Raw genomic sequence first — 21,458 nt, forward strand, 5'->3', positions numbered from 1 at the left:
TACATAAAAGGAGCCAATTAAATAATGATGCAAGAGATTAAATCATAATATCGCCTTAGTAATGAAACTATTGAATCATTCGTCAGAACAAATGATTCTAGCTTATCTTGGACTTGATCAAGAAGAACGTGAAAACATTCTTTATTTAGTAGATTTTGGCTAAAAATTTTTACTTAAAAATATAAAATTGTAATTTAAGAACATGTACGGTTAAAAATTATCAATGCAAGTGAGCAAAAAGTTTCTTAGAATCGTCCTCTCAGCATTACATCATCACGAATAATATTTTTTACAACTTTCTTTTTACTATGTCATTTATCATCGATGATCTCAACGGCTTTAGTAAAAAGCATTAATTCGGAATCTTGCCTTTCTATAGTTTTCCTGAATTAATTGGTTTGACTTGATACATTTAACATATGAACTAATTTAAAAGAGAAGGAATTAATAAAAGCCATAAAATTGTATAGAAAGGTGAAATTATATATCTAAGAAGTGGAAATATAACCTATGATACCGAATAGTCGAGTTCTCTAACTATTAAAAACTAAAGCCTAATAGATTTAGTAAAAAGGTGATAATTAAAAAAAGGATGGGTCGACGTTTTTTGTATAAAAGACCAGGACATTCTATTGTTAATGAAATAAATAAAGATATTTATAAAAAATTCAACGAAAAAATAGTCCATTGACAGCTACCATTAAATCCTATTAACTTTATTGATTTAATGACTGATGGGATAATTCCTCTAGTAAAAGATAATTTTACGCTTAACAAAATTAGAAGAGGTGTTCAGAATGTTTTTATTTCATATGTAGTTAGAGATGCATGGCATAAAGGTGGTATATTTTACTATGAAGTTATAGATTACGAACAAATAGCAGTGGATTTATCGGAAGATAGTTATTTAAATGATTACCTTAAAACAAAAATAATATAAATGCATAAAAATCAAATTAATTACATTTATTAGCAAAAAGCATTACAATATATAGTAATTAGACATATATTGCAATGAAATGGAAGAGAGGTTTTATTATGAGTTCTGTGAATTTAAATATTCGTATTGATAAAGAAATCAAAGGGGAAGCAGAAAGAATATTTAGCGAATTAGGTTTAAATATGACAACTGCAGTGAACCTATTTCTTAGAAAAAGTATAAGAGATAATGGTCTACCTTTTGATTTAAAATTAAGTCAAGGCGATATAACTTTAGCAGCTATTAAAGAAGCTTCAAAAATTGCAAATGATCCTACTGTTGAATCGTATAGTAATATTGCAGACCTGAAAAACGCACTTGAAAAATGAAATATCAAATTAAATTTACCTCACAATTCAAAAAGGATATTAAACTTGCTAAAAAGCAAGGCAAAAGCTTAAATGAACTATATAAGGTAATTGAGAAAATTGCTGATGGTGAGGATCTTGCAACAAGTTTACATGACCATGCTTTAACAGGAAATTTTAAAGGTACTAGAGAATGCCATATTGAACCAGATTGGTTGTTAGTCTATGAGATTTTTGAACAAGAATTTGTGCTAGTAACTGTTCGACTTGGTAGCCTTTCCCAGTTGTTTGGAAAATAATCTATAAAGTATTCTAATAAATATAGTGAATAAAGAGTTCCTGGGAAAAAAACAAAATTTTAAGAAATGTATTTTAAAAGAATCTGCAAAACTCGAACTTTATCGAAGCATTTTTCGTTTAGACAAAGTTTCTGCAGTATAATCCGATTAAATTATTTATATTAAAAAAGAACGTTAGCATTGAAAACCAACGTTCTTTTTTAATTAAGTTTTTTCCCAGACACTTGATAATTCTTTACTGTAGGGTATTATCTCATCTACTATGATTCAAGCCCGATGTAAATTAAAATTATCTGCTTTTGAACATGTCTTCTATGCCTTACATGTTAATTCATATTGATGCTCCTCAATATCTGGGTTATCGTCTTTTTGCTCAAGATGGCTTTGACATTAATCTTAAAAGCTACTCTTAATGATCCTATTGCTAAAAGAAAAGGAATTAATAAAAGCTATAAAATTGTACAGAAAGGTGATAAGAATGTTGGTAATTTCTAAACTTCCAGATCACTATTATCGCTCTTGGAATGGACAAAATGAAATTTTACAAGAAAAAGTAATTAAAAATAATAACTTAATAATTAAATTTACAATAACAAGTAAAACTTTTAATTTAAATATTAAAGTATACCTATCCCTTTAAAAAGCAGCATACAATAAGTGATTTAGTTTTATTTAAAGCACTTGTACTTAAAATGGATAAAGAATTCCTATCTTTAATTGAAACTACTAGCAGTCGTAATGAGGTAAGTGTTGCTTTATGTATCAGCTATGTTCTTAAAGATAAAACTAGAATCAAAACATATTAACCATTATGAAAGAAAGTCCATCAAACTTTCAATTAAGTACAGGTTTACATATTATTGAAGTATGTCCGAACGATATAATTGAGATCATTGAACAATAAAAATGAAACTGGTGGTAAGTAATTACAACAAACAGATGGGAAAATTATCCAAGATACAGTTTCTTATAAGGAATCAATTCCTGGAAAAACCTATACTTTGCACGGTATTGTTATAGTAGAAAATGTAAAAAATTTATTTTTAGACAAAAAGATAAATCAAGTACTTCTTTTGGAAAAGCTTTGATTTATTTTTTTGGTTTTTGTGCTGAAAAAAGGAACCGGATTGATAATCATGCTAAAGCATAAGAATAATAACTTTTTCAACATATTGTATTTAGCTTATAATTAAAGTACAATATGTTGTGGAGTATAAGTGATAAAAAGGAGAGTAGATTTTATTGAGAAAAAATCAAAAATTAATTATGTCAATTGTTGCAATTGGAACACTAAGTTTTTTGGGTATTGTAATTGAAACAGCGCTTAATATTGCTTTTCCAAAATTAATGGTAAAGTTTAAAATTCCCGCTAGCACAGTCCAGTGGTTAACAACTGGGTACATGTTAGTTTCTACTGTAATTATACCTTTCGGAGCATATCTAAGAAAGCGATTTCGTGCAATTACGTTGTTTAGAGTAGCAATAATTAGTTTTTTAATTGGAACAGTTTTAGCGGGAGTTACTTCAAGCTTTTTCTTGCTTCTATGTGGTCGAATTATCCAAGGAATTGCTGATGGTATTGGCTTACCATTAATGTTTTCAATTATTTTAGAGCAATCTCCTAAAAAGAAAGTAGGCTTTTTTATGGGACTAGGAAGTTTAGTAATTGCTTTTGCCCCTGCAATTGGTCCAGTTTATGGTGGAATTGTTTTAAAGTATTATAGTTGGCAAACTTTATTTATACTAATAATACCTATAATATTAGTTATTTGGCTATTAGGTGAATTTAGTATTACGCAAAAATTTAATGTTTTTAGTATTTCTTTTGACTATCGTGGTGGTATTACTTTAACTGGTTTATTAATAACTACACTATTATTAATAGTTAGTACAGCAAGTAAAAGTAATTATCGTATTGTTTTATTGATAACTGCTATTATTTGTTGTATTCTCTTTATTTATTTTGAAAAAAATAATAAAAATTATATTATTGATATATCTTTGCTTAAAAATCGACAATTTGATATATTTCTGATTTCTTTTTTTCTACTACAGTTAATGTCATTAAGCATGTCATATTTAATGCCGAATGTTTTAGAAATAATATTTCATTTATCAACGGCAAAAACGGGCTTGCTTGTATTACCAGCAGCAGTAATTGATGCCATAATGTCAGCAGTTGCTGGAATAATTTATGATAAATTAAATCATGATTTTCCAATCTTGTTAGGAGAAGGACTTATTTGTGTCTCTTTTCTATTAGCAAATATTATATCAATTGCACCAATTAATCTGATTATAATTTATTCAATTTTTATGTTTGGATTGGGTTTGTCGTATAGTAATATTATGACAAGAAGCTTAGCAAATTTACCTATTCAATCAACCAATGATGGCAATGTAATCTATATGACTGCACAATCATATTCTGGAGCAATGGGAACAGCAATAGCAGCCTCAATTTTAACATTTACACAAAACGATTATTTTAATTTTATAAATGGAACATTAGCTGGTCTAAAGATTAACTTTAAAGTTTTGTTCTTTTTATCGATAATAGTTTTAATATTTTGTACAACAATAATTTTAAGAGATAAAAAATGACTAAATAGAAAATATAATAAAATTTGCAAAAGAAAAAATGTATGATGATGCAACAGGACATGATTTTTAACATGCGTCTAGAGTAGCTATTCTGGAAAAAATGTATGTAACTACGGCAATAATAAAACTAGTCTTTTTATTATTGAAGCTACGGGTTATTTACATGATGTGATTGACGAAAGGCTATCTTCTAATATAACTAAGTCACTTCAAGAAATTAATTCATTATTAATCAGTCAAAAAGTATCTCAAGAAAATAAAGACATGATTTTTAATATTATTCAACATATGTCCTATTCTAAAAATATTGATGTTCATTACCACTCTCAATAGAAGATAAGTATGTCCAGGATGCCGATTGGTTATAAACTTTTGGTGGAAGCGGTTCTTGACCTTTTTGACTTGAGGACCTTTTGATGAATCATACTTGCCTGCTCGCAGATTATGTTCTTTCATTAAGCCGGTAAACACGTTTATGGTTTATCAGCAGACCATATTTAATTTTTAACATAGCGGTCATGGGCAGGTAGCCAAAGGCTAGGATTACGCTTTTTGGCTACTTTGATCAGTGACAATAAAGCCTGGTCATTGTATCTTTTCTGCCGGCTGCGCGGGTGATACTCATAGGTACTCTTGGCTAGAAAGCTATAGCACAACAGCTCATGTAGTTGATAATCATGCTCATGCCTTAGCTCTTTGATGATGGTTCGTTCTTCTTGCGTTGAACGTCTTTGCACCGAGCTAAGGCTTTGACTTTTTTAAGTAATCGTTTTCAATGTGGAGCTAGTGATTTTCTATGCGTAGGCGCTCTAATTCAGATAACTCGCTACTGGTATATTTAACTGATTTTTTCATCGGTGGTCGGCCTCGTTTGGTAAAGAGTGCATCAAGTCGGCTTTTATCAAAACTTTTTTGCCAATGCGCAATTAAGCTAGGCGTGGCAATTTTGAAGTGAATGGCAGTATTTTGATAGGTCTCATTATGTTCTTTTCTCCAGTTTAAGCCTTGTACCCCCAAATACTGGTATTGCAAACCCATTGTCGCGATTATTTGATGTGACCCAGCCTCAATTATTTGAGCCGCATAACGGCTATTGTAACCTATTTAATTACGTTAAGCTCCTGTAATTTTTGTGCAATAGTAAATTTAACCACAGTAAAACCCTCCAGATGGATTTTCGCTCCAATCTAGAGGGTTAACCTCAAATTATCATATAATTTTTTAAAATATAATGCTTTACATTCCAGCTTCAATAATTTTCTTTTCGGCCATTGTTTTACGTAATGATAGTAAGGCGGTGTATGTTGATAAAATATAAATTTTTTGGGTAGGTGCCTTACTTAATTGATCGATTACTTCTTCATTATTAGTGCAGGTAAGCATTTTTGCTGGATCAAAGCCAGCAACTTCTAATCTAAATCCCATATCATGCCAGCGGTCGCCACCAACTATAACTTTTTTAATTTGGTCACAATTTAAATCTTCAAACTGACCATCCCAAATCCATGAAGTGTCAATTCCATCTGCATGATTAGCGTTTAAAAGAGTAACTAAAGTATAATCTTTGTTTTCCGTATTCAGCATATGTAATACTTCATCAAGACCAACAGGATTTTTAACTAAAATTAAGTCAATTTCTTTACCGTAATAGTTGATAAGTTCTTGTCGACCAAAAACACGCTTGTTTTTAGCGAAAGCATTCGCTACTTCAGCATCTGTTAGCTTAAAGTAGCGAGCAACGGAATAGGCTGCTAAGGCATTATATATGTTGTAAGTACCACCAATATTAATGTTGTAACTTTTACTACCCATTTTAAAATTAAGGCTATTTGGCGTTTGAGAAGTAATTTCATTAACTGAGTAGTCCAAATTAGGACGGTGGTAATTACAGTTAGGACAGAAGAAGTCACCCAAATTGGCATAGATACGATCATGATAGTGTAAAATGTGATTACACTTGGGGCATAAAACGCCGTCTGTGTTAACTGGAGCCTTTATGTCATGTTCTTGTTGATCACTGGGCAAATTAAAACCAAAGAAAACTTTAGGATTGGATAATTCTACTGAAGAAAAAATACTAGCATCCCCATTTGCAATTACTGTTGCTTGTGGTGCAAGTTTAATGCCATCAATAATTTTTTCATAAGTAGTATAAATTTCTCCGTAGCGATCCATTTGATCACGAAAAATATTGGTCAAAACAAAACAACTCGGATGGAGTAATTCGGTTACCATTTTAACATTGGCTTCGTCAACCTCTAAAACAGCAATCTTGCGTGCAGATTTATTTTTTTTATGAGCTAAAAAGGCTGTTACGATTCCTTGTTGCATGTTAGAACCAGATGGATTAGTTAGAACATCACCATATTTTTCTCTCAAGGATTCTACAATTAAAGCAGTAGTCATCGTTTTTCCATTTGTTCCGGTAACAATAATTGTTTCATAATTACTTGCTAATGTATTAAGCACTTTAGGATCAATTTTCATTGCTAACTTGCCAGGAAAGCTAGTTCCGCCTTTAAGAAAATTATGGAGAAACCAATAACTAGATTTGCCAACAAATTTAGCTAATAAAGATTTTAATTTCATATTTATCCCTCACTTTAAAATCATTATCAACTATAGCATAGCAAAGATATGAAAACGAGTTTTTAATGACGATTTATCTGCACAGATTTAAATTTTCAATTATACTAATTAAGTTAGATGTATTAAATTAGACAAAGGAGCAAAAATGGCACAATTATTTTTTCACTATGGTGCAATGAGTAGCGGTAAAACCATTGAAATTTTAAAGGATGCCCATAATTATGAAAACCAGGGCAGGAAAATCGTGCTTATGACAAGCGTCATTGATGATCGTAGTGGCGTAGGCGTAATAGCTTCACGAATAGGTATGAAACGTGAAGCTATTCCAATTGATCATGATATGAATATCTTTGAATATATTAAAATGCTCAATGATCAGAACCAGAAGCAAGGAGATGGTACCATTGCTTGTGTATTTGTAGACGAAGCACAATTCTTAACTCGGCATCATGTCATTGAATGCGCTAGAATTGTTGATGAACTTAAGATTCCGGTGATGGCATTTGGCTTGAAAAATGACTTTCAAAATAACTTGTTTGAAGGTACACAAAATTTATTAATTTTCGCTGATAAAATTACAGAAATCAAAACAATTTGTCACTACTGTGGTCGAAAAGCTACAATGAACTTACGAATTCATAATGGTAAGCCGGTTTATAAAGGTGAACAAGTTCAAATTGGCGGGGATGAGAGCTATTATCCTGTATGTCGCTTTCATTATTTTCACCCTGAACAATCAAGATAGAGAGGGATTAAAATATGGACAAAATTATGGCACAGCTTGAAGGCCTAGTAGCTCATTACGATGAATTACAAGAAATGATGGCAGATCCAGAAGTTATTGGTGATACCAAGCGTTATATGGAAATTTCTAAGGAAGAAGCTGATTTGCGCGAAGTCGTACAAAAATACAAAAAATATAAGAATGACCAGCAGGAAATATCAGATAATAAAGAAATAATTTCTGATGAAAGTGATAACGATTTGGTTGAAATGGCCAAAGCAGAAAATAACGATTTAGAGCAGGAAATTGTTGATTTAGAAGAGCAGATCAAGATTTTAATGCTACCGAAAGATCCTAATGATGATAAAGATATTATCATGGAAATTCGAGGCGCGGCTGGAGGCGATGAAGCTTCGCTATTTGCTGGTGATTTACTTAGAATGTATGAAAAATATGCTGAAAGACAAAATTGGCAAGTGTCAGTAGTTGATAGTGAGCCAACTGAAGTTGGCGGCTATAAACGGATAGCTATTATGATCACAGGTGATAAGGTTTATTCGAAACTTAAATATGAAAATGGCGCTCATCGAGTGCAGCGTATCCCTGTTACCGAATCTCAGGGACGTGTTCATACGTCAACTGCTACTGTTGCTGTAATGCCAGAATATGAACAAGTTGACCTCGAACTAGATCCTAAAGATATAAGAGTTGACGTCTATCGTTCTAGTGGTGCTGGTGGTCAGCATATTAACAAAACGTCAAGTGCGGTACGAATGACACACTTGCCAACAGGAATAGTTGTAGCGATGCAGGATCAACGAAGCCAACAGCAAAACAGGGAAAAGGCAATGCAGATTTTAACCTCCCGAGTTTATGATTATTATGAAAGTCAAAACCGTGATCAATATGATGCTAAACGTAAAAATGCAGTTGGAACCGGCGATCGTTCAGAGAGAATTAGAACCTATAACTACCCACAAAATCGAGTAACTGATCATAGAATTGGCTTAACTCTTAATAAATTGGATCGTGTAATGAATGGTGAATTAGATGATATTATTAGTGCTTTGATTGTATATAATCAAACCAAGCAATTGGAGGAATTGACAGACCAAAATGCCTAAAATTCAAACATTAAATGATTTACGATTATGGGCAATTAACTTTGCATCAGATCAGCGACCGGAAGATATTGAATTTCTACTTGCCGAGCGTTTACTGTTAAGTCCAAGTCAATTTCAATTAAAACAAGATATGAAATTGGAGCCAGTGCAATTAAAAAAAGCTCAACAAGATATACGTAAATTAGCGCAGGGAATTCCTGCGCAGTATATCTTAGGATATTCTTGGTTTGGGGGATATAAAATTTTGGTTCAACGTGGTGTGTTAATACCACGTTTTGAAACAGAAGAATTAGTTAACTGGGCACTTTCCAAGCTTAATTCAGGTGATAAAGTTCTTGATTTAGGAACAGGATCGGGTTGTATTACTGTTATGCTGGCAAAAGAAGCAATTAAAAAAGATATTATTAATCTTGATCTGTATGCTTCTGATGTGACTGATGCAGCACTTAGAATTAGTGAAGAAAACTTTTTAAAGTATAATATCGATGTTACTGTAAGAAAGGCAAATGTACTGATTGGTTTAGAAAAGTTCGATAAGATCATCTCAAATCCACCTTATATTAAAGAATCAGAAAAAAAGATAATGGATCAGAATGTTTTGCATAATGAACCAAAAGAAGCATTATTCGGTGGTAATAGTGGTCTTGACTTCTACCAAAAATTTGTTAACCAGATTAGAGATCATCTCAATAGTGGCGGTGAATTTTTCTTAGAGTATGGTTTTAGTGAGAAGCAGGAACTCCAAAATTTGTTTAAGCGTGAATTACCTGACTTTACAACTGAATTTAGGAATGACATGTCAGGTAAGCCACGAATGGTATGGGGAAAGTGGAATAAGTAATGCAAACAAAAATTTTTTTGCCAAGTCAGATAGATGATGCCGTAAAACTGCTTGATAATGGGAATTTAGTTGCTTTTCCAACTGAAACGGTTTATGGATTAGGGGCGTTGGCTACTAATGAAGAATCTGTGAAAAAAGTATATCAAGCCAAGGGTCGACCGAGTGACAATCCGTTGATTGTCACGGTTTCGGATAAAAAAATGATGGCAAAATATGCTAAGAGTATTCCTGAAAGAGCAACTAAGTTAATTAATTACTTTTGGCCAGGACCTTTAACAATTTTGTTATATGTTAAGCCCAAAAGTTTACCTCGTGCTGTAACTGGGGGGCTTGATACCGTGGCCTTTCGCTGCCCAGATGATAGACTGACACATGAATTAATTGCTAAATTAGGTAGACCAATTGTGGGTCCTTCTGCTAATACTTCAACTAAACCGAGTCCCACTACGGCTCAGCATGTTTATCATGATTTAAATGGTAAAATTGCTGGTATTATTGATGGTGGTCCTACTAAAGTGGGGCTAGAATCTACAATTATTGACTTATCTGTTGATGCTCCTGTTGTTTTAAGACCAGGCGAGATCACTCCTGATGAATTAAGTCGTGTTTTAGGGGAAAAAGTTCTGATTAACAGTGGAAAGACTTCTGAACAGGAAATTCCTAAGGCTCCAGGTATGAAGTATCGTCATTATGCTCCAAGTGCTTCTGTCGTTGTTGTTGACGATGAACAAGATTTCTCTAAAATTACTTATGATAAAAATATAGGAGTAATGGCATTAGGAGCAGTCTTAAAGAAGATAAGATTAACTGCTGAAAATAAATTTGATTTAGGTAATAATTTAAGTGATGCAGATCATAATTTGTTTGCAGGTTTGCGTTATTTTGATGATCATCAAGAGATTAACCAGATTTTTGTACAGGGATTTCATGGTAGTGAAGCCACGCTGGCATATATGAATCGACTAAACAAGGCTGCTGGCGGACATCATTTTCAGGTAAAATAAAAAAATTATTAGCAAAGGGCTTTAAACCCTTTGCTTTTTTGATTAAAATAAGTGATAAATATGATATATGTTTTAGGAGGACAATGATGGGTAAATTTACGGTTTTAAATCATCCATTAATTCAGCACAAGTTAACTATTATTAGGCGTAAGGAGACCAGTTCAAATGAATTTCGAAGAATTGTCGGAGAAATTGGTGGTCTCATGACTTATGAAATTACTAGGGATTTACCACTAAAAGATGTTGAAATTGAGACTCCGATGGGTAAAACAACGCAAAAAGAAATTGCTGGTAAAAAAATGACAATTGTTCCAATTTTGCGTGCGGGAATTGGGATGCTCAACGGTGTATTGGACATGATTCCTTCTGCAAAAGTTGGTGTAATCGGGATGTATCGCGATGAAGAAACATTAAAGCCGCATGAATATTTCTGTAAGATGCCTAAAGACATTGCTGAAAGAGAATGCTTAGTTGTTGACCCAATGCTTGCCACTGGTGGATCGGCTAACATGGCAATCAGTGCCTTAAAAAAGCGGGGAGTTAAAGATATTAAATTAGCTGTTTTAGTAGCAGCTCCTGAAGGAGTGAAGGCAATTCAAGCCGAAAATCCAGATGTTGATATTTATGCTGCTGCACAAGATGATGAATTACTTGAGAGCGGCTATATTTTTCCTGGACTAGGTGATGCGGGTGACCGCTTATTTGGTACCAAATAAGGGTTTAGAAAAATATTTATAGAAATTGCTTACATTTTTTCACAAAAAGTTTGAATGGTGTTAATATTGTAGGAGTGTTCTATAAACTGGGCACGAGAAGGGAGGTCACGAAGTAATGGAGAAACCATTTGTATTTAATTTCTTGGGCTTGAGTTTTGATCTCGCTGGAATTATTGGCTCGACCTTAATGGCTGCCGTTATTTTACTAGTCTGTATTTGGCTCTCACGCAAGATTGAAATGAAGCCAAACAAAAAGCAAAACATTATTGAGTATTTACTTGATTTTACTGACAATATTGTTAAGGATAATGTCGGCGATAAAGATGCACAAAAACATCTGTCACTTTATGCTTTTGTTCTGTTTCTCTTCATCTGGTCTATGAACCAATTAGGCATGTTCTTAGAGGTCAAAGTCGGTGATACTATGCTTGTTAAATCACCGACAGCTGACCCGGTCACAACAATGTCATTTGCAATGATGACCTTGCTTTTATCATTTACATTTGGAATTCAAAAATTTGGTATCGGTGGGTACTGGCGAAATTACGCTGAACCAGTTAGCTTTTTATTCCCAATTAATATGATTGAGGAAATTACTAACTTTTTGACGCTGTCTTTACGTTTGTATGGTAATATTTACGCAGGCGAAGTATTATTAACATTGATTGGTAATAATTTAGCTCCTAGTCTAGGTATTCCAACAATGATTTTAGCAGCTCCACTCGCAATGATTTGGCAAGGTTTCTCTGTCTTCATTGGCTCTATCCAGGCATATGTTTTTGTAACACTTTCAATGGTATACATTGGTAAAAAAGTTACAAAAGAATAATTTTTTTTTGGAGGTTTAAATATGTCACAAGCTTTTAAATATATTTCTGCAGCTCTTGTAGCTGGTTTAGCTGCTTTAGCTGCATCTTGGGGTAATGGTAAGGTTATCACTAAGACAATCGAAAGTATGGCCCGTCAACCTGAAAGTGCCGGAAACTTGAGATCAACAATGTTTATCGGTGTTGGTTTGATTGAAGCCGTTCCTATTTTGGCAATTGTCATTGCTTTCTTAATTCTTTTCGTAAAATCTTAGTTATTTAAAAGAATTTAGGTTAAAAGATAGAAGGGCAGTAAATGACATTTCAAACTTTATTTGCAGCCTCTGCAGGTCATCTTTATGTTGGAAACACTCTTTGGTATTTAATTGTTTTTATAATTTTGCTTATTTTGGTTAAGCATTATGCTTGGGGACCAGTTTCCGATATGATGGAAAAAAGGCGTCAGAAAGTAATTAATGATTTGGATTCAGCTGAAGATAATCGTAAGAAAGCTGAAATTCTTGCCAATGAGCGTGAAGCTGCATTGAAAAATTCAAAGCAGGAAGCAACTCAGATTATTTCTGAAGCTAAGACTAATGCCCAAAAAACAAGTAGTCAGATAGTGGCTAATGCTAATAATGAGGCTGCATCGATTCACGAAAAAGCTAAAGCTGATGCTGCACAGGCCAAGGTTGATGCACTCAATGAAGCACGTGCGCAAGTCGCAGATATTTCTGTTGCAATTGCCGAAAAGGTAATTACCAAAAATTTATCTGCTGATGATCAAAAAGATTTAGTTGATCAATTTGTTAAGGGGCTGAATGAATAATGGCCTTAAGTAAAGAAGAAATTGCTGCACGTTACGGCACTGCATTGTTTGATTATGCGCATGATATGGGTGCCTTAGATGATGTTTATGCTGATTTGCAAGAGTTACGTCAGGCAATTTTAAATTATCCGCAGATCTTAAATGTCTTTAGTGACCCAATTTTTGATAGTGAAGAAAAGAAAGAGTCCTTAGATTGTATTAAGGCTGGGCTAGTTAAAGAAGTGCAAAATTTTCTTGATTTACTATTAGATTACAATCATTTTATGGAATTGCCCGCTATTATTGATTGCTTCAGTGACTTGTTCAATCAAAATAGGAAAGTAGTTACTGGAATTGCCATTAGTGCAGTTAAGCTAGACGATGAGCAGCTTAAAGCAATTAGTGATAGCTTTGCTCAAAAATATAGTCTTAACAATGTAACTTTGACAAATAAAGTAGATGAGAGCATTATCGGTGGAGTGATTTTGAAAATTGGTGATTGTGTGGTTGATGGATCTATTAAAAGAAAACTTAACAAGATTCGTGCGCAATTAGTTAGAAAAGATTAAAAGAGGTGAAACCATTGAGCATTAAAGCAGAAGAGATTAGCTCTTTGATTAAGCAACAGCTTGAACACTATGATAACAAACTCGACATTAATGAAGTTGGGGTTGTGACATACATAGGTGATGGGATCGCCCGAGCTCACGGCTTGAACAATGTTTTGGCTAATGAACTATTGGAGTTTGACAATGGTTCGTATGGTATTGCTCAAAACCTTGAATCAAATGATGTAGGTATCATTATTTTAGGTAGTTTTGATGATATTCGCGAAGGTGACCAGGTTAAAAGAACTGGTGAAATTATGCGCGTACCGGTTGGTAATGAATTAATCGGTCGTGTAGTTAATCCGCTTGGTCAGCCTGTAGATGGTTTAGGGGAAATAAAAACCACTAAAACCCGTCCAATTGAGACTTCAGCGCCTGGTGTCATGGAGCGTCAGTCTGTTAATCAGCCCCTTCAAACAGGTATTAAGGCAATTGATGCATTAGTACCCATTGGTAGAGGTCAGCGTGAATTGATCATTGGTGATCGTAAAACTGGTAAAACCAGTTTGGCAATTGATACAATTTTGAACCAAAAAGGTCAAGATGTTATTTGTATCTATGTCTTCATAGGACAAAAGGAATCAACTGTTAGAACTCAAGTGGAAACATTAAAACGATTCGGTGCGATGGACTATACTATTGTTGTTGAAGCTGGTCCAAGTGAACCGGCGCCAATGCTATATATAGCACCATATGCTGGAACTGCGATGGGTGAAGAATTCATGTATAATGGCAAGGATGTGTTGGTCGTCTTTGATGATTTATCCAAGCAGGCCGTTGCCTATCGTGAACTTTCGTTATTACTTCGTCGTCCACCTGGTCGTGAAGCTTATCCTGGAGATGTTTTTTATTTGCATTCACGTCTGTTAGAGCGTAGTGCAAAATTAAGTGATAAATTAGGTGGCGGGTCAATGACTGCGTTACCTTTTATTCAGACTGAAGCGGGAGATATTTCTGCATATATTCCAACTAATGTAATTTCAATTACAGATGGACAAATCTTTTTACAAAGTGATTTGTTCTTTGCAGGAACTAGGCCAGCAATCGATGCAGGTAATTCGGTTTCTCGTGTTGGTGGTAGTGCACAAATCAAAGCTATGAAAAAGGTTGCAGGTACTTTACGTACAGATTTAGCAGCCTTTCATGAATTAGAAAGCTTTGCACAATTTGGTAGTGATTTAGATCAAGCGACTCAATCTAAGTTGAATCGTGGTCGTAGGATCGTTGAGGTATTAAAACAACCTCTTCATGAACCAATTCCAGTTGAAAAGCAAGTTTTAATTCTGTATGCCTTGACTCATGGCTATATTGATTCTGTTCCTGTTGAAGATATTGGTCGCTTTGAAAAAGAAATGTACGATAACTTTGATAGTGTTCACGCTGACTTGTTAGAGCATATTCGCAAGACAGGTGAACTACCAAATGAAAAAGAGTTGCAAACTGCAATTTCTAGTTTTGCAGATAGTTTTTTACCAAGTAAGAATTAGGAGGTAGTCTATGCCTGCATCTTTACTTGAGTTGAAGAGAAAAATTGCTTCTGTCAAACAAACTGGTAAAATAACTGAAGCTATGAGAATGGTCTCGGCATCAAAATTAAATCAAACTGAAAAGCATGATTTGGGTTATACCATTTATAATGATCGAGTTAGAAAAACACTTTCTCGCTTAATGAGTGCTGAAGTTGTTAAACATTTGAATAAAGAAAATATTACTGTCGATGAGGATAGCATTGCCAAGCTTGATTATGAAAATGTTTTTGGACTAGGAATAGTGTCTAACATGATTCAGGCTCGCAAAAAAGTTAAATCAGCAGGTTATCTTGTAGTTACAGGCGATCGTGGACTAGTTGGTTCTTACAATAGTTCAGTTATTAAAAATATGATGGGGCTAGTTGAAGATTCAAAGGCAGAACACAAAGATGTTAAAATTTTGGCTGTCGGTTCAGTTGGAGCTGAATTTTTCAAAAAAAACAATCTAAATGTTGTTTACGAAAATAATGGTATTTCTGATGTGCCAACTTTTGAAGAAGTTTTACCAATTGTTTCGACAGCGGTTAAAATGTATTTAAACGGTGTTTATGATGAATTATATGTATGTTATACACATCATGTAAATACATTATCTTCAGCATTTCGAATTGAACAAATGTTGCCAATTATTAATATTGATATTGGTGTAAAAGAAGCTAAGGCACATAAAGATTTAGAATATGATATAGAACCGGATGTGAATGCTGTTTTGACCACTTTAATTCCCCAATTTGTTCGCTCTGCTATTTATGGGGCAATCCTGGATGCTAAGACTGCAGAGCATGCGAGTTCAATGACGGCTATGCAAAGTGCAACAGATAATGTAAATGATTTGGTTTCTAATCTGACAACTAAATTAAATCGTGCTAGACAAGCAGAAATCACTACTGAAATTACTGAAATTGTTAGTGGTGCAAATGCTTTGAAATAATTTAGAAAAGGAGGTAGATGTTTTGAGTGAAGGTGAAGTTGTTCAAGTAATCGGCCCTGTTGTTGATGTTAAATTTCCACTTGATAAAAACCTACCTGATATTAACAATGCCTTACGTGTAGTTAAATCGGAAGATGAAGCAATCGTTCTTGAAGTAACGCTTGAACTTGGTGATGGGGTTTTACGAACAATTGCAATGGAATCTACCAATGGTCTTAAGCGTGGAATGAAGGTAGAAGATACTGGTAGCCCAATTTCTGTTCCAGTTGGTAATGATACTTTAGGAAGAGTATTTAATGTTTTGGGTCAACCGATTGACAATGGTCCTAAATTCGGTGAAGATCATAAGCGTGAGGGAATTCATAAAAAAGCTCCCAAGTATGATGAATTAACGACTAGTCAGGAAATACTCGAAACTGGGATCAAGGTTATTGACTTACTTGAGCCTTACGTACGCGGTGGTAAAGTTGGTCTGTTTGGTGGTGCAGGTGTTGGTAAGACAACTATTATTCAAGAGTTGATTCATAACATTGCTCAAGAACACGGTGGTATTTCTGTTTTCACTGGTGTTGGAGAGAGAACTCGTGAAGGTAACGATCTTTATTTCGAAATGAAAGCATCTGGAGTTTTAAGTAAAACTGCAATGGTTTTTGGACAAATGAATGAGCCGCCTGGTGCCAGAATGAGGGTTGCGTTAACTGGTTTGACATTAGCTGAGTACTTCAGAGATGTTGAGGGTCAAGACGTTTTATTGTTTATTGACAACATATTTCGTTTTACTCAAGCGGGTTCAGAAGTTTCTGCGTTGCTCGGCCGGATGCCAAGTGCCGTTGGTTATCAGCCTACTTTGGCTACAGAGATGGGGCAACTGCAAGAAAGAATTACCTCAACTAAAAAGGGGTCAATTACCTCTATTCAGGCTGTCTATGTTCCAGCTGATGATTATACTGACCCTGCGCCTGCAACAACTTTTGCACACCTTGATGCTACTACTAATTTGGAACGAAGCTTAGTTGAACAAGGAATTTATCCAGCTGTTGATCCATTAGAGTCGACCTCGAGTGCTTTAGATCCTGAAATTGTTGGTGATGAGCATTACAAAGTTGCAACTCGGGTTCAGCATATTCTCCAGCGCTATCATGAATTGCAAGATATTATCTCTGTTTTAGGTATGGACGAATTATCTGATGAAGAGAAAGTTATTGTAAGTCGTGCAAGAAAAATTCAATTTTTCTTGTCGCAAAATTTCTTTGTTGCTGAACAATTTACGGGTGTTGCTGGTTCATATGTGCCAATTAAAGAAACTATTAAGGGATTTAAGATGATCTTAGATGGTCATTTAGATGATCTTCCAGAAGATGCTTTCCGTGGTGTTGGACCAATTGAAGATGTTTTGAAAAAAGCGCAACAAATGGGTGTAACTGCTAGTGATCCAGAAGCAAAAGCTTTATTAGAAAAGTAGGGTGATGTCATATGGCTGATCCAGAAAAACTTTTTATGGTAAATGTTGTAACTCCGGATGGATTGATTTTTTCTCATCATGCCAGTTTTGTTGAAATGCGAGCAGTTGATGGGCAGCGTTCGATTATGTACAATCACTTACCGATTTTGACGCCATTGGTAATTGGTGAGATCAAAGTAAAGCGAAGCCGGGAAATGAATAGTGTAATTAATCATATTGCAATTAGTGGTGGCTACTTTGAATTTTCTGACAATGTTGCTACGTTTATTGCTGACAGTGCTGAGCGCTCAACTAAAATCGATGTTTCGCGTGCAGAGGCAGCTAGAGAACGTGCACAACGTGCAATGGAAAAAGCTAAGTCTGTACATGATCAGCGATCTTTAGAGCGTGCACAAGTTGCATTAAGAAGAGCAATTAATAGAATTAGTGTTTATAATTCAAATAAATAGTATTCTTTATAACGGATGCACAAAAAGTGTATCCGTTTTTGCTTAGTTTAAATTAAAAGAAGAGAGGAAAAATGTTTCAACTTGGGGTACATGCTTTGATCAGTATCTTTATTTATTTATTAACAATTGGCTTATCATTTCAAATTATGAAAAGTATTCAGATTGAAAAGATTATTCGGATAAATCGAACTTTTGAAGCGCAACTTTTACTAGTTTTTTTGTCAATTGGTCTTGGTTATTTAGTGGGTACTTTTTTTATAACACTAATAGATACGTCATTGCAATTAAGTAATTTATTTTAAAACTTCATAAAGTGAACAAGGGAAAAGGAAAAATCGCCATCTTTATGGTAAAATGTACATTGAATATTTATGGAGGATTATTGTGGCACGAGATATAGGAATTGATTTAGGGACGGCCAATGTGCTTATCAACGTCTCTGGAAAAGGAATTGTGTTAAATGAGCCATCAGTGGTAGCTGTTAATACAAGTACAAATAAAGTAGTGGCTGTTGGCACTGAGGCATATAAAATGGTAGGCCGAACACCTGGAAATATACGGGTAATTCGTCCATTAAAAAATGGTGTGATTGCTGATTTTGACATTACTGAAGCAATGCTGTCATATTTTATTGAAAAGTTAAATGTTAAAGGCTTTATGTCAAAGCCAAGTATCTTAATTTGTGCACCAACTGGTGTTACTTCAATAGAACAAAAGGCAATTATTCAAGCAGCAGAAAAATCTGGTGGTGGCAAGGTTTATCTTGACTTTGAACCTAAGGTTGCTGCAGTTGGCGCAGGTCTTGATATTTTTAAACCGCAAGGTAATATTGTTATTGACATTGGTGGCGGAACGACTGATATTGCTGTTTTATCCATGGGAGAAATCGTTACTAGCCAATCACTTAGGTATGCCGGAGATCATATGAATCAAGCTGTAGTTGCTTATATCAAAAATAAGCATAATTTATTGATTGGTTCGAGAACCGCTGAGCAGATAAAAATAGAGATTGGTAGTGCATTTGAACCTGATCCCGAAGGAACAATTACTGTTCGGGGTCGTGATGTGGTTGATGGCTTACCCAAACAAGCCACGGTCTCAGCTGTAGAAATTCAAGAAGCATTGCATGATGGATTAATGACAATTATTTCTGCAACCAAAGAAGTTTTAGAGAAAACTCCACCTGAACTCTCTGCTGATATTATTGACCGCGGGATCATGCTAACTGGTGGAGGTGCTCTGCTCAAGAATATTGATAAATTAATATCTTATTACTTAAAAGTTCCAGTTTTAACCGCGGATCATCCATTAGAAGCTGTTGCTTTGGGAACAGGGATATTATTAAAAAATATTGAAAAGCATCAAAGGCATTAGTTTAGGAGGGTGACTTGCGTAGGCTCTTAATTTCTTTAGTAAGATTGTACCAGAAATTTATTTCACCTGCTTTACCTAAAAGTTGCCGGTATTACCCAACTTGTTCAACCTATATGATTGATGCTTTAAAAAAGTTTGGTCCAGTTTTGGGATTAATTATGGGTATTTGTCGAATTTTGCGTTGTAATCCCTTTATTCGGGGTGGTGTGGACCCTGTATCAGATAAGTTTACTATTTTTCGTAATCCTCACCCAGAAAAATATGAAGATGAAATTATAGCCCAAAAATTTCATCCATCTGTAAAGTAGGAGATATTATGTCTAAAAAACCAGAAAATATAAATATTGAGATCAATGAAATAAAGGGAAATAAAACTCCAACTTGGGAGGTAATTATACCTCATAAAAAGGAAATTGGAAGGATTGAAAAAATGGCAGGACGTTATCGTGCCATTACTAATAAAACTAACAACATTTTGTATTCTAAAAGTTTGGAAAGTAGTATTAATGATTTGCTTTCTTATTTTGCATTACATGAAAAATAGTGGACAGTGATAATTAATGGTAAAAGTTGAAAACAAAACTGATTTGTTTGATCGTATTGCATGGAATGTTGCTATACCAGTGTTGTTATTGGCTGCAGTTGGACTCTATTCAATTTATTTTGCAGCCATTGATGATCCAAGCCATATGGGAAATCCAATAAAGGCAGTCTTGATGCAAGCCTTATGGTATATTGTTTCAGTTGCAATTGTGTTGGTTGTAATTCAATTTGATGCAGAACAGCTTTTTCGCATTGCTCCATATGTATATGGCTTTGGGATTTTGCTTTTAATTGCTGTTCTTTTTTTCTACAATCGAAGTTTAGCAGTAGATACAGGATCAAAAAATTGGTTCAAGCTTGGTCCAATTTCTTTTCAGCCTTCCGAAGTAATGAAGCCAGCATTTATCTTGATGTTGGCACGAGTTGTTCATCAGCATAATCAAAAGTTAATGCATACTATTAAAAATGATTGGATTTTAATTGGCAAAATCATTGCCTGTTTGGTACCAATTGCAATATTATTGAAATTACAAAAAGATTTTGGGACAATGCTCGTCTTTATTGCTATTGCAGGTGGAGTAATCTTAGTTTCAGGGATTTCTTGGAAAATTATTATTCCAATGTTTATAGCATTTGGAATATTAGGAATTACAGTTATTTTTATGGTAACAACGCCTCAAGGTCAGGTAGTTTTGAGCCACTTTTTTGAACCATATCAGTTTAAGAGAATTATGTCTTGGCGCGATCCTTCATCTGACACTTCTAAAGCAGCATATCAGTTGTGGCTAAGTATGCAAGCTATCGGTTCTGGTCAGATATTTGGTAACGGTTTTGGAAAATTAAATGTATATGTTCCTGTTCGCGGTTCAGATATGGTATATTCTGTTATCGGTGAATCTTTTGGTTTTATAGGTAGTGTAGCAATTATCTTATTGTATCTTTACTTAATTATTCAAATGGTTAAGATTACATTTGATACTAAGAATGCTTTTTATTCTTATGTTTCAACCGGAGTCATTATGATGATTCTTTTCCATGTTTTTGAAAACATTGGTATGAGTATTGATTTATTACCATTAACAGGAATTCCTTTACCTTTTATTTCGCAAGGTGGTTCTGCATTAATTGGGAATATGGTCGGTATCGGCATGATTTTATCAATGAAATTTCATAATAAGGACTACATGTTTAGTCAAGCTGGTGACTTTTAGAAATTATAATTTAAATAAACATTTACACTTTAAGACAAGACTAAGCAAATTATAAATATCAAATACAAGGTGCATATCGGTGCAGGGCGAAAATGCATAAACACTAAAGAATAAGACCTACCGGTTAAGGTACTGGCCAATTATGGCAATGTGATTGTTGGGACTGATCTTACTACATAAAAGGAAGAAGAAATCATTGCAGATACCTTGTTAATGATCAATAGTTGCTTGTTCTCGCTGATTAAAGGTATACGCGCAATTAGTCACAGCCAGTCTATTAAATAAAGTACCTTTAAAAACTGCTGGCGAAGAATAATAGCATACAAAAAGCTCAATTCCTCATTCTGAGATGAAGTTAACCCCCGGAATTGGACAAAGATTCCAATTCGGGGGTTTTCTTATGTCTAAATATTTACTAAAACCAAAATTAGAAGCAGTAGATTTGTATCAAAGAGGATTTAGTACAAAAGAAATTCAAGAGAAATTACATATCACATCACGTAGATCTATTGATGGTTGGATCAATAATTATCAACAGTATGGTAACAG

Annotated in this window: 25 protein-coding genes and 2 pseudogenes; 25 read left to right on the plus strand and 2 right to left on the minus strand. The window is 34.3% G+C overall.

The genetic code is table 11. The features are described 5' to 3' along the window. Positions 1-31: 31 nt before the first annotated feature. The 6 genes and pseudogenes from F5ESL0228_RS08450 to F5ESL0228_RS08295 all read left to right on the plus strand — a co-directional run. A pseudogene (locus F5ESL0228_RS08450) lies at positions 32-163 on the plus strand (site-specific integrase); the annotation flags it as partial. A gap of 875 nt (positions 164-1,038) precedes the next feature. Next, a complete protein-coding gene (locus F5ESL0228_RS03340) occupies positions 1,039-1,308 on the plus strand; it encodes a type II toxin-antitoxin system RelB/DinJ family antitoxin (protein ID WP_122018042.1) in 270 nt (89 codons plus the stop codon). Then, a complete protein-coding gene (locus F5ESL0228_RS03345) occupies positions 1,305-1,586 on the plus strand; it encodes a type II toxin-antitoxin system YafQ family toxin (protein ID WP_122018043.1) in 282 nt (93 codons plus the stop codon). Before F5ESL0228_RS03340 ends, F5ESL0228_RS03345 begins: the two co-directional genes overlap by 4 nt. A gap of 944 nt (positions 1,587-2,530) precedes the next feature. Then, a pseudogene (locus F5ESL0228_RS08610) lies at positions 2,531-2,674 on the plus strand (hypothetical protein); the annotation flags it as partial. 154 nt (positions 2,675-2,828) lie between these two features. After that, on the plus strand, positions 2,829-4,190 hold the full coding sequence (locus tag F5ESL0228_RS03350; RefSeq protein WP_233553523.1) for an MFS transporter: 1,362 nt from the start codon (positions 2,829-2,831) through the stop codon (positions 4,188-4,190). A 168-nt stretch (positions 4,191-4,358) separates the two neighbouring features. Beyond that, on the plus strand, positions 4,359-4,523 hold the full coding sequence (locus F5ESL0228_RS08295) for a hypothetical protein (protein ID WP_158592478.1): 165 nt from the start codon (positions 4,359-4,361) through the stop codon (positions 4,521-4,523). A 450-nt stretch (positions 4,524-4,973) separates the two neighbouring features. Here F5ESL0228_RS08295 and F5ESL0228_RS03355 read toward each other — a convergent pair whose 3' ends face one another. Both F5ESL0228_RS03355 and F5ESL0228_RS03360 read right to left on the minus strand, forming a co-directional pair. Beyond that, complete coding sequence (locus tag F5ESL0228_RS03355) at positions 4,974-5,228, minus strand: helix-turn-helix domain-containing protein (protein ID WP_122022843.1); 255 nt, start codon at positions 5,226-5,228, stop codon at positions 4,974-4,976. A gap of 198 nt (positions 5,229-5,426) precedes the next feature. Next, positions 5,427-6,779 (minus strand): Mur ligase family protein, encoded by a 1,353-nt coding sequence (locus F5ESL0228_RS03360; RefSeq protein ID WP_122022844.1) that lies wholly within the window; start codon positions 6,777-6,779, stop codon positions 5,427-5,429. Between the two features lie 145 nt (positions 6,780-6,924). Between F5ESL0228_RS03360 and F5ESL0228_RS03365 the strand changes: the two genes are divergently transcribed. The 19 genes from F5ESL0228_RS03365 to F5ESL0228_RS08615 all read left to right on the plus strand — a co-directional run. Further along, complete coding sequence (locus F5ESL0228_RS03365; RefSeq protein WP_122018047.1) at positions 6,925-7,524, plus strand: thymidine kinase; 600 nt, start codon at positions 6,925-6,927, stop codon at positions 7,522-7,524. 14 nt (positions 7,525-7,538) lie between these two features. Continuing rightward, entirely contained in the window at positions 7,539-8,627 is a 1,089-nt protein-coding gene (gene prfA / locus F5ESL0228_RS03370) for a peptide chain release factor 1 (protein ID WP_122022845.1), read from the plus strand. Next, positions 8,620-9,468 (plus strand): peptide chain release factor N(5)-glutamine methyltransferase, encoded by an 849-nt coding sequence (gene prmC / locus F5ESL0228_RS03375; protein ID WP_122022846.1) that lies wholly within the window; start codon positions 8,620-8,622, stop codon positions 9,466-9,468. The genes prfA and prmC overlap by 8 nt, the downstream gene beginning before the upstream one ends. Continuing rightward, complete coding sequence (locus F5ESL0228_RS03380) at positions 9,468-10,472, plus strand: L-threonylcarbamoyladenylate synthase (protein ID WP_122018050.1); 1,005 nt, start codon at positions 9,468-9,470, stop codon at positions 10,470-10,472. The genes prmC and F5ESL0228_RS03380 overlap by 1 nt, the downstream gene beginning before the upstream one ends. Positions 10,473-10,558: 86 nt before the next feature. Then, on the plus strand, positions 10,559-11,188 hold the full coding sequence (upp, locus tag F5ESL0228_RS03385; RefSeq protein WP_122018051.1) for a uracil phosphoribosyltransferase: 630 nt from the start codon (positions 10,559-10,561) through the stop codon (positions 11,186-11,188). A 115-nt stretch (positions 11,189-11,303) separates the two neighbouring features. Beyond that, the gene (gene atpB / locus F5ESL0228_RS03390; RefSeq protein ID WP_122022847.1) at positions 11,304-12,017 is read left to right on the plus strand and encodes a F0F1 ATP synthase subunit A; all 714 of its coding nucleotides are present in this window, start codon (positions 11,304-11,306) and stop codon (positions 12,015-12,017) included. Between the two features lie 21 nt (positions 12,018-12,038). Beyond that, positions 12,039-12,269, plus strand: coding sequence for a F0F1 ATP synthase subunit C (gene atpE, locus F5ESL0228_RS03395; protein WP_122018053.1), 231 nt, complete (start codon positions 12,039-12,041; stop codon positions 12,267-12,269). A gap of 41 nt (positions 12,270-12,310) precedes the next feature. Then, entirely contained in the window at positions 12,311-12,823 is a 513-nt protein-coding gene (atpF, locus tag F5ESL0228_RS03400; protein ID WP_122018054.1) for a F0F1 ATP synthase subunit B, read from the plus strand. Beyond that, a complete protein-coding gene (gene atpH / locus F5ESL0228_RS03405) occupies positions 12,823-13,371 on the plus strand; it encodes an ATP synthase F1 subunit delta (protein WP_122022848.1) in 549 nt (182 codons plus the stop codon). Before atpF ends, atpH begins: the two co-directional genes overlap by 1 nt. A 14-nt stretch (positions 13,372-13,385) precedes the next feature. Then, on the plus strand, positions 13,386-14,897 hold the full coding sequence (gene atpA, locus F5ESL0228_RS03410) for a F0F1 ATP synthase subunit alpha (RefSeq protein WP_122018056.1): 1,512 nt from the start codon (positions 13,386-13,388) through the stop codon (positions 14,895-14,897). Positions 14,898-14,907: 10 nt separating this feature from the next. Then, positions 14,908-15,870, plus strand: coding sequence for a F0F1 ATP synthase subunit gamma (locus F5ESL0228_RS03415; RefSeq protein ID WP_122022849.1), 963 nt, complete (start codon positions 14,908-14,910; stop codon positions 15,868-15,870). 22 nt (positions 15,871-15,892) lie between these two features. Then, a complete protein-coding gene (atpD, locus tag F5ESL0228_RS03420) occupies positions 15,893-17,332 on the plus strand; it encodes a F0F1 ATP synthase subunit beta (RefSeq protein ID WP_122022850.1) in 1,440 nt (479 codons plus the stop codon). 11 nt (positions 17,333-17,343) lie between these two features. Next, complete coding sequence (locus F5ESL0228_RS03425; protein ID WP_122018059.1) at positions 17,344-17,781, plus strand: F0F1 ATP synthase subunit epsilon; 438 nt, start codon at positions 17,344-17,346, stop codon at positions 17,779-17,781. Between the two features lie 71 nt (positions 17,782-17,852). Further along, on the plus strand, positions 17,853-18,083 hold the full coding sequence (locus F5ESL0228_RS03430) for a DUF1146 family protein (RefSeq protein WP_122018060.1): 231 nt from the start codon (positions 17,853-17,855) through the stop codon (positions 18,081-18,083). Positions 18,084-18,165: 82 nt separating this feature from the next. Beyond that, on the plus strand, positions 18,166-19,155 hold the full coding sequence (locus tag F5ESL0228_RS03435) for a rod shape-determining protein (protein WP_122018061.1): 990 nt from the start codon (positions 18,166-18,168) through the stop codon (positions 19,153-19,155). 14 nt (positions 19,156-19,169) lie between these two features. Next, positions 19,170-19,463, plus strand: coding sequence for a membrane protein insertion efficiency factor YidD (gene yidD, locus F5ESL0228_RS03440; RefSeq protein ID WP_122018062.1), 294 nt, complete (start codon positions 19,170-19,172; stop codon positions 19,461-19,463). An 8-nt stretch (positions 19,464-19,471) separates the two neighbouring features. Further along, positions 19,472-19,699, plus strand: coding sequence for a DUF2969 family protein (locus F5ESL0228_RS03445; RefSeq protein ID WP_122018063.1), 228 nt, complete (start codon positions 19,472-19,474; stop codon positions 19,697-19,699). Positions 19,700-19,715: 16 nt separating this feature from the next. Then, positions 19,716-20,909, plus strand: coding sequence for an FtsW/RodA/SpoVE family cell cycle protein (locus tag F5ESL0228_RS03450; protein WP_122018064.1), 1,194 nt, complete (start codon positions 19,716-19,718; stop codon positions 20,907-20,909). 400 nt (positions 20,910-21,309) lie between these two features. Next, positions 21,310-21,458, plus strand: a 149-nt coding sequence (locus F5ESL0228_RS08615) for a helix-turn-helix domain-containing protein (RefSeq protein WP_158592479.1), incomplete at its 3' end; no start/stop codon positions are given.

This window comes from Lactobacillus sp. ESL0228, from assembly GCF_003692825.1.
GTDB lineage: Bacteria > Bacillota > Bacilli > Lactobacillales > Lactobacillaceae > Lactobacillus.

Bases quoted from the DNA above. Each gene is read 5' to 3' on its own strand.
- F5ESL0228_RS03340 (WP_122018042.1), top strand. From the start codon at position 1,039: ATGAGTTCTGTGAATTTAAATATTCGTATTGATAAAGAAATCAAAGGG.
- F5ESL0228_RS03345 (WP_122018043.1), top strand. From the start codon at position 1,305: ATGAAATATCAAATTAAATTTACCTCACAATTCAAAAAGGATATTAAA.
- F5ESL0228_RS03355 (WP_122022843.1), bottom strand. From the start codon at position 5,228: ATGGGTTTGCAATACCAGTATTTGGGGGTACAAGGCTTAAACTGGAGA.
- F5ESL0228_RS03360 (WP_122022844.1), bottom strand. From the start codon at position 6,779: ATGAAATTAAAATCTTTATTAGCTAAATTTGTTGGCAAATCTAGTTAT.
- F5ESL0228_RS03365 (WP_122018047.1), top strand. From the start codon at position 6,925: ATGGCACAATTATTTTTTCACTATGGTGCAATGAGTAGCGGTAAAACC.
- prfA (WP_122022845.1), top strand. From the start codon at position 7,539: ATGGACAAAATTATGGCACAGCTTGAAGGCCTAGTAGCTCATTACGAT.
- prmC (WP_122022846.1), top strand. From the start codon at position 8,620: ATGCCTAAAATTCAAACATTAAATGATTTACGATTATGGGCAATTAAC.
- F5ESL0228_RS03380 (WP_122018050.1), top strand. From the start codon at position 9,468: ATGCAAACAAAAATTTTTTTGCCAAGTCAGATAGATGATGCCGTAAAA.
- upp (WP_122018051.1), top strand. From the start codon at position 10,559: ATGGGTAAATTTACGGTTTTAAATCATCCATTAATTCAGCACAAGTTA.
- atpB (WP_122022847.1), top strand. From the start codon at position 11,304: ATGGAGAAACCATTTGTATTTAATTTCTTGGGCTTGAGTTTTGATCTC.
- atpE (WP_122018053.1), top strand. From the start codon at position 12,039: ATGTCACAAGCTTTTAAATATATTTCTGCAGCTCTTGTAGCTGGTTTA.
- atpF (WP_122018054.1), top strand. From the start codon at position 12,311: ATGACATTTCAAACTTTATTTGCAGCCTCTGCAGGTCATCTTTATGTT.
- atpH (WP_122022848.1), top strand. From the start codon at position 12,823: ATGGCCTTAAGTAAAGAAGAAATTGCTGCACGTTACGGCACTGCATTG.
- F5ESL0228_RS03415 (WP_122022849.1), top strand. From the start codon at position 14,908: ATGCCTGCATCTTTACTTGAGTTGAAGAGAAAAATTGCTTCTGTCAAA.
- F5ESL0228_RS03425 (WP_122018059.1), top strand. From the start codon at position 17,344: ATGGCTGATCCAGAAAAACTTTTTATGGTAAATGTTGTAACTCCGGAT.
- F5ESL0228_RS03430 (WP_122018060.1), top strand. From the start codon at position 17,853: ATGTTTCAACTTGGGGTACATGCTTTGATCAGTATCTTTATTTATTTA.
- F5ESL0228_RS03445 (WP_122018063.1), top strand. From the start codon at position 19,472: ATGTCTAAAAAACCAGAAAATATAAATATTGAGATCAATGAAATAAAG.
- F5ESL0228_RS03450 (WP_122018064.1), top strand. From the start codon at position 19,716: ATGGTAAAAGTTGAAAACAAAACTGATTTGTTTGATCGTATTGCATGG.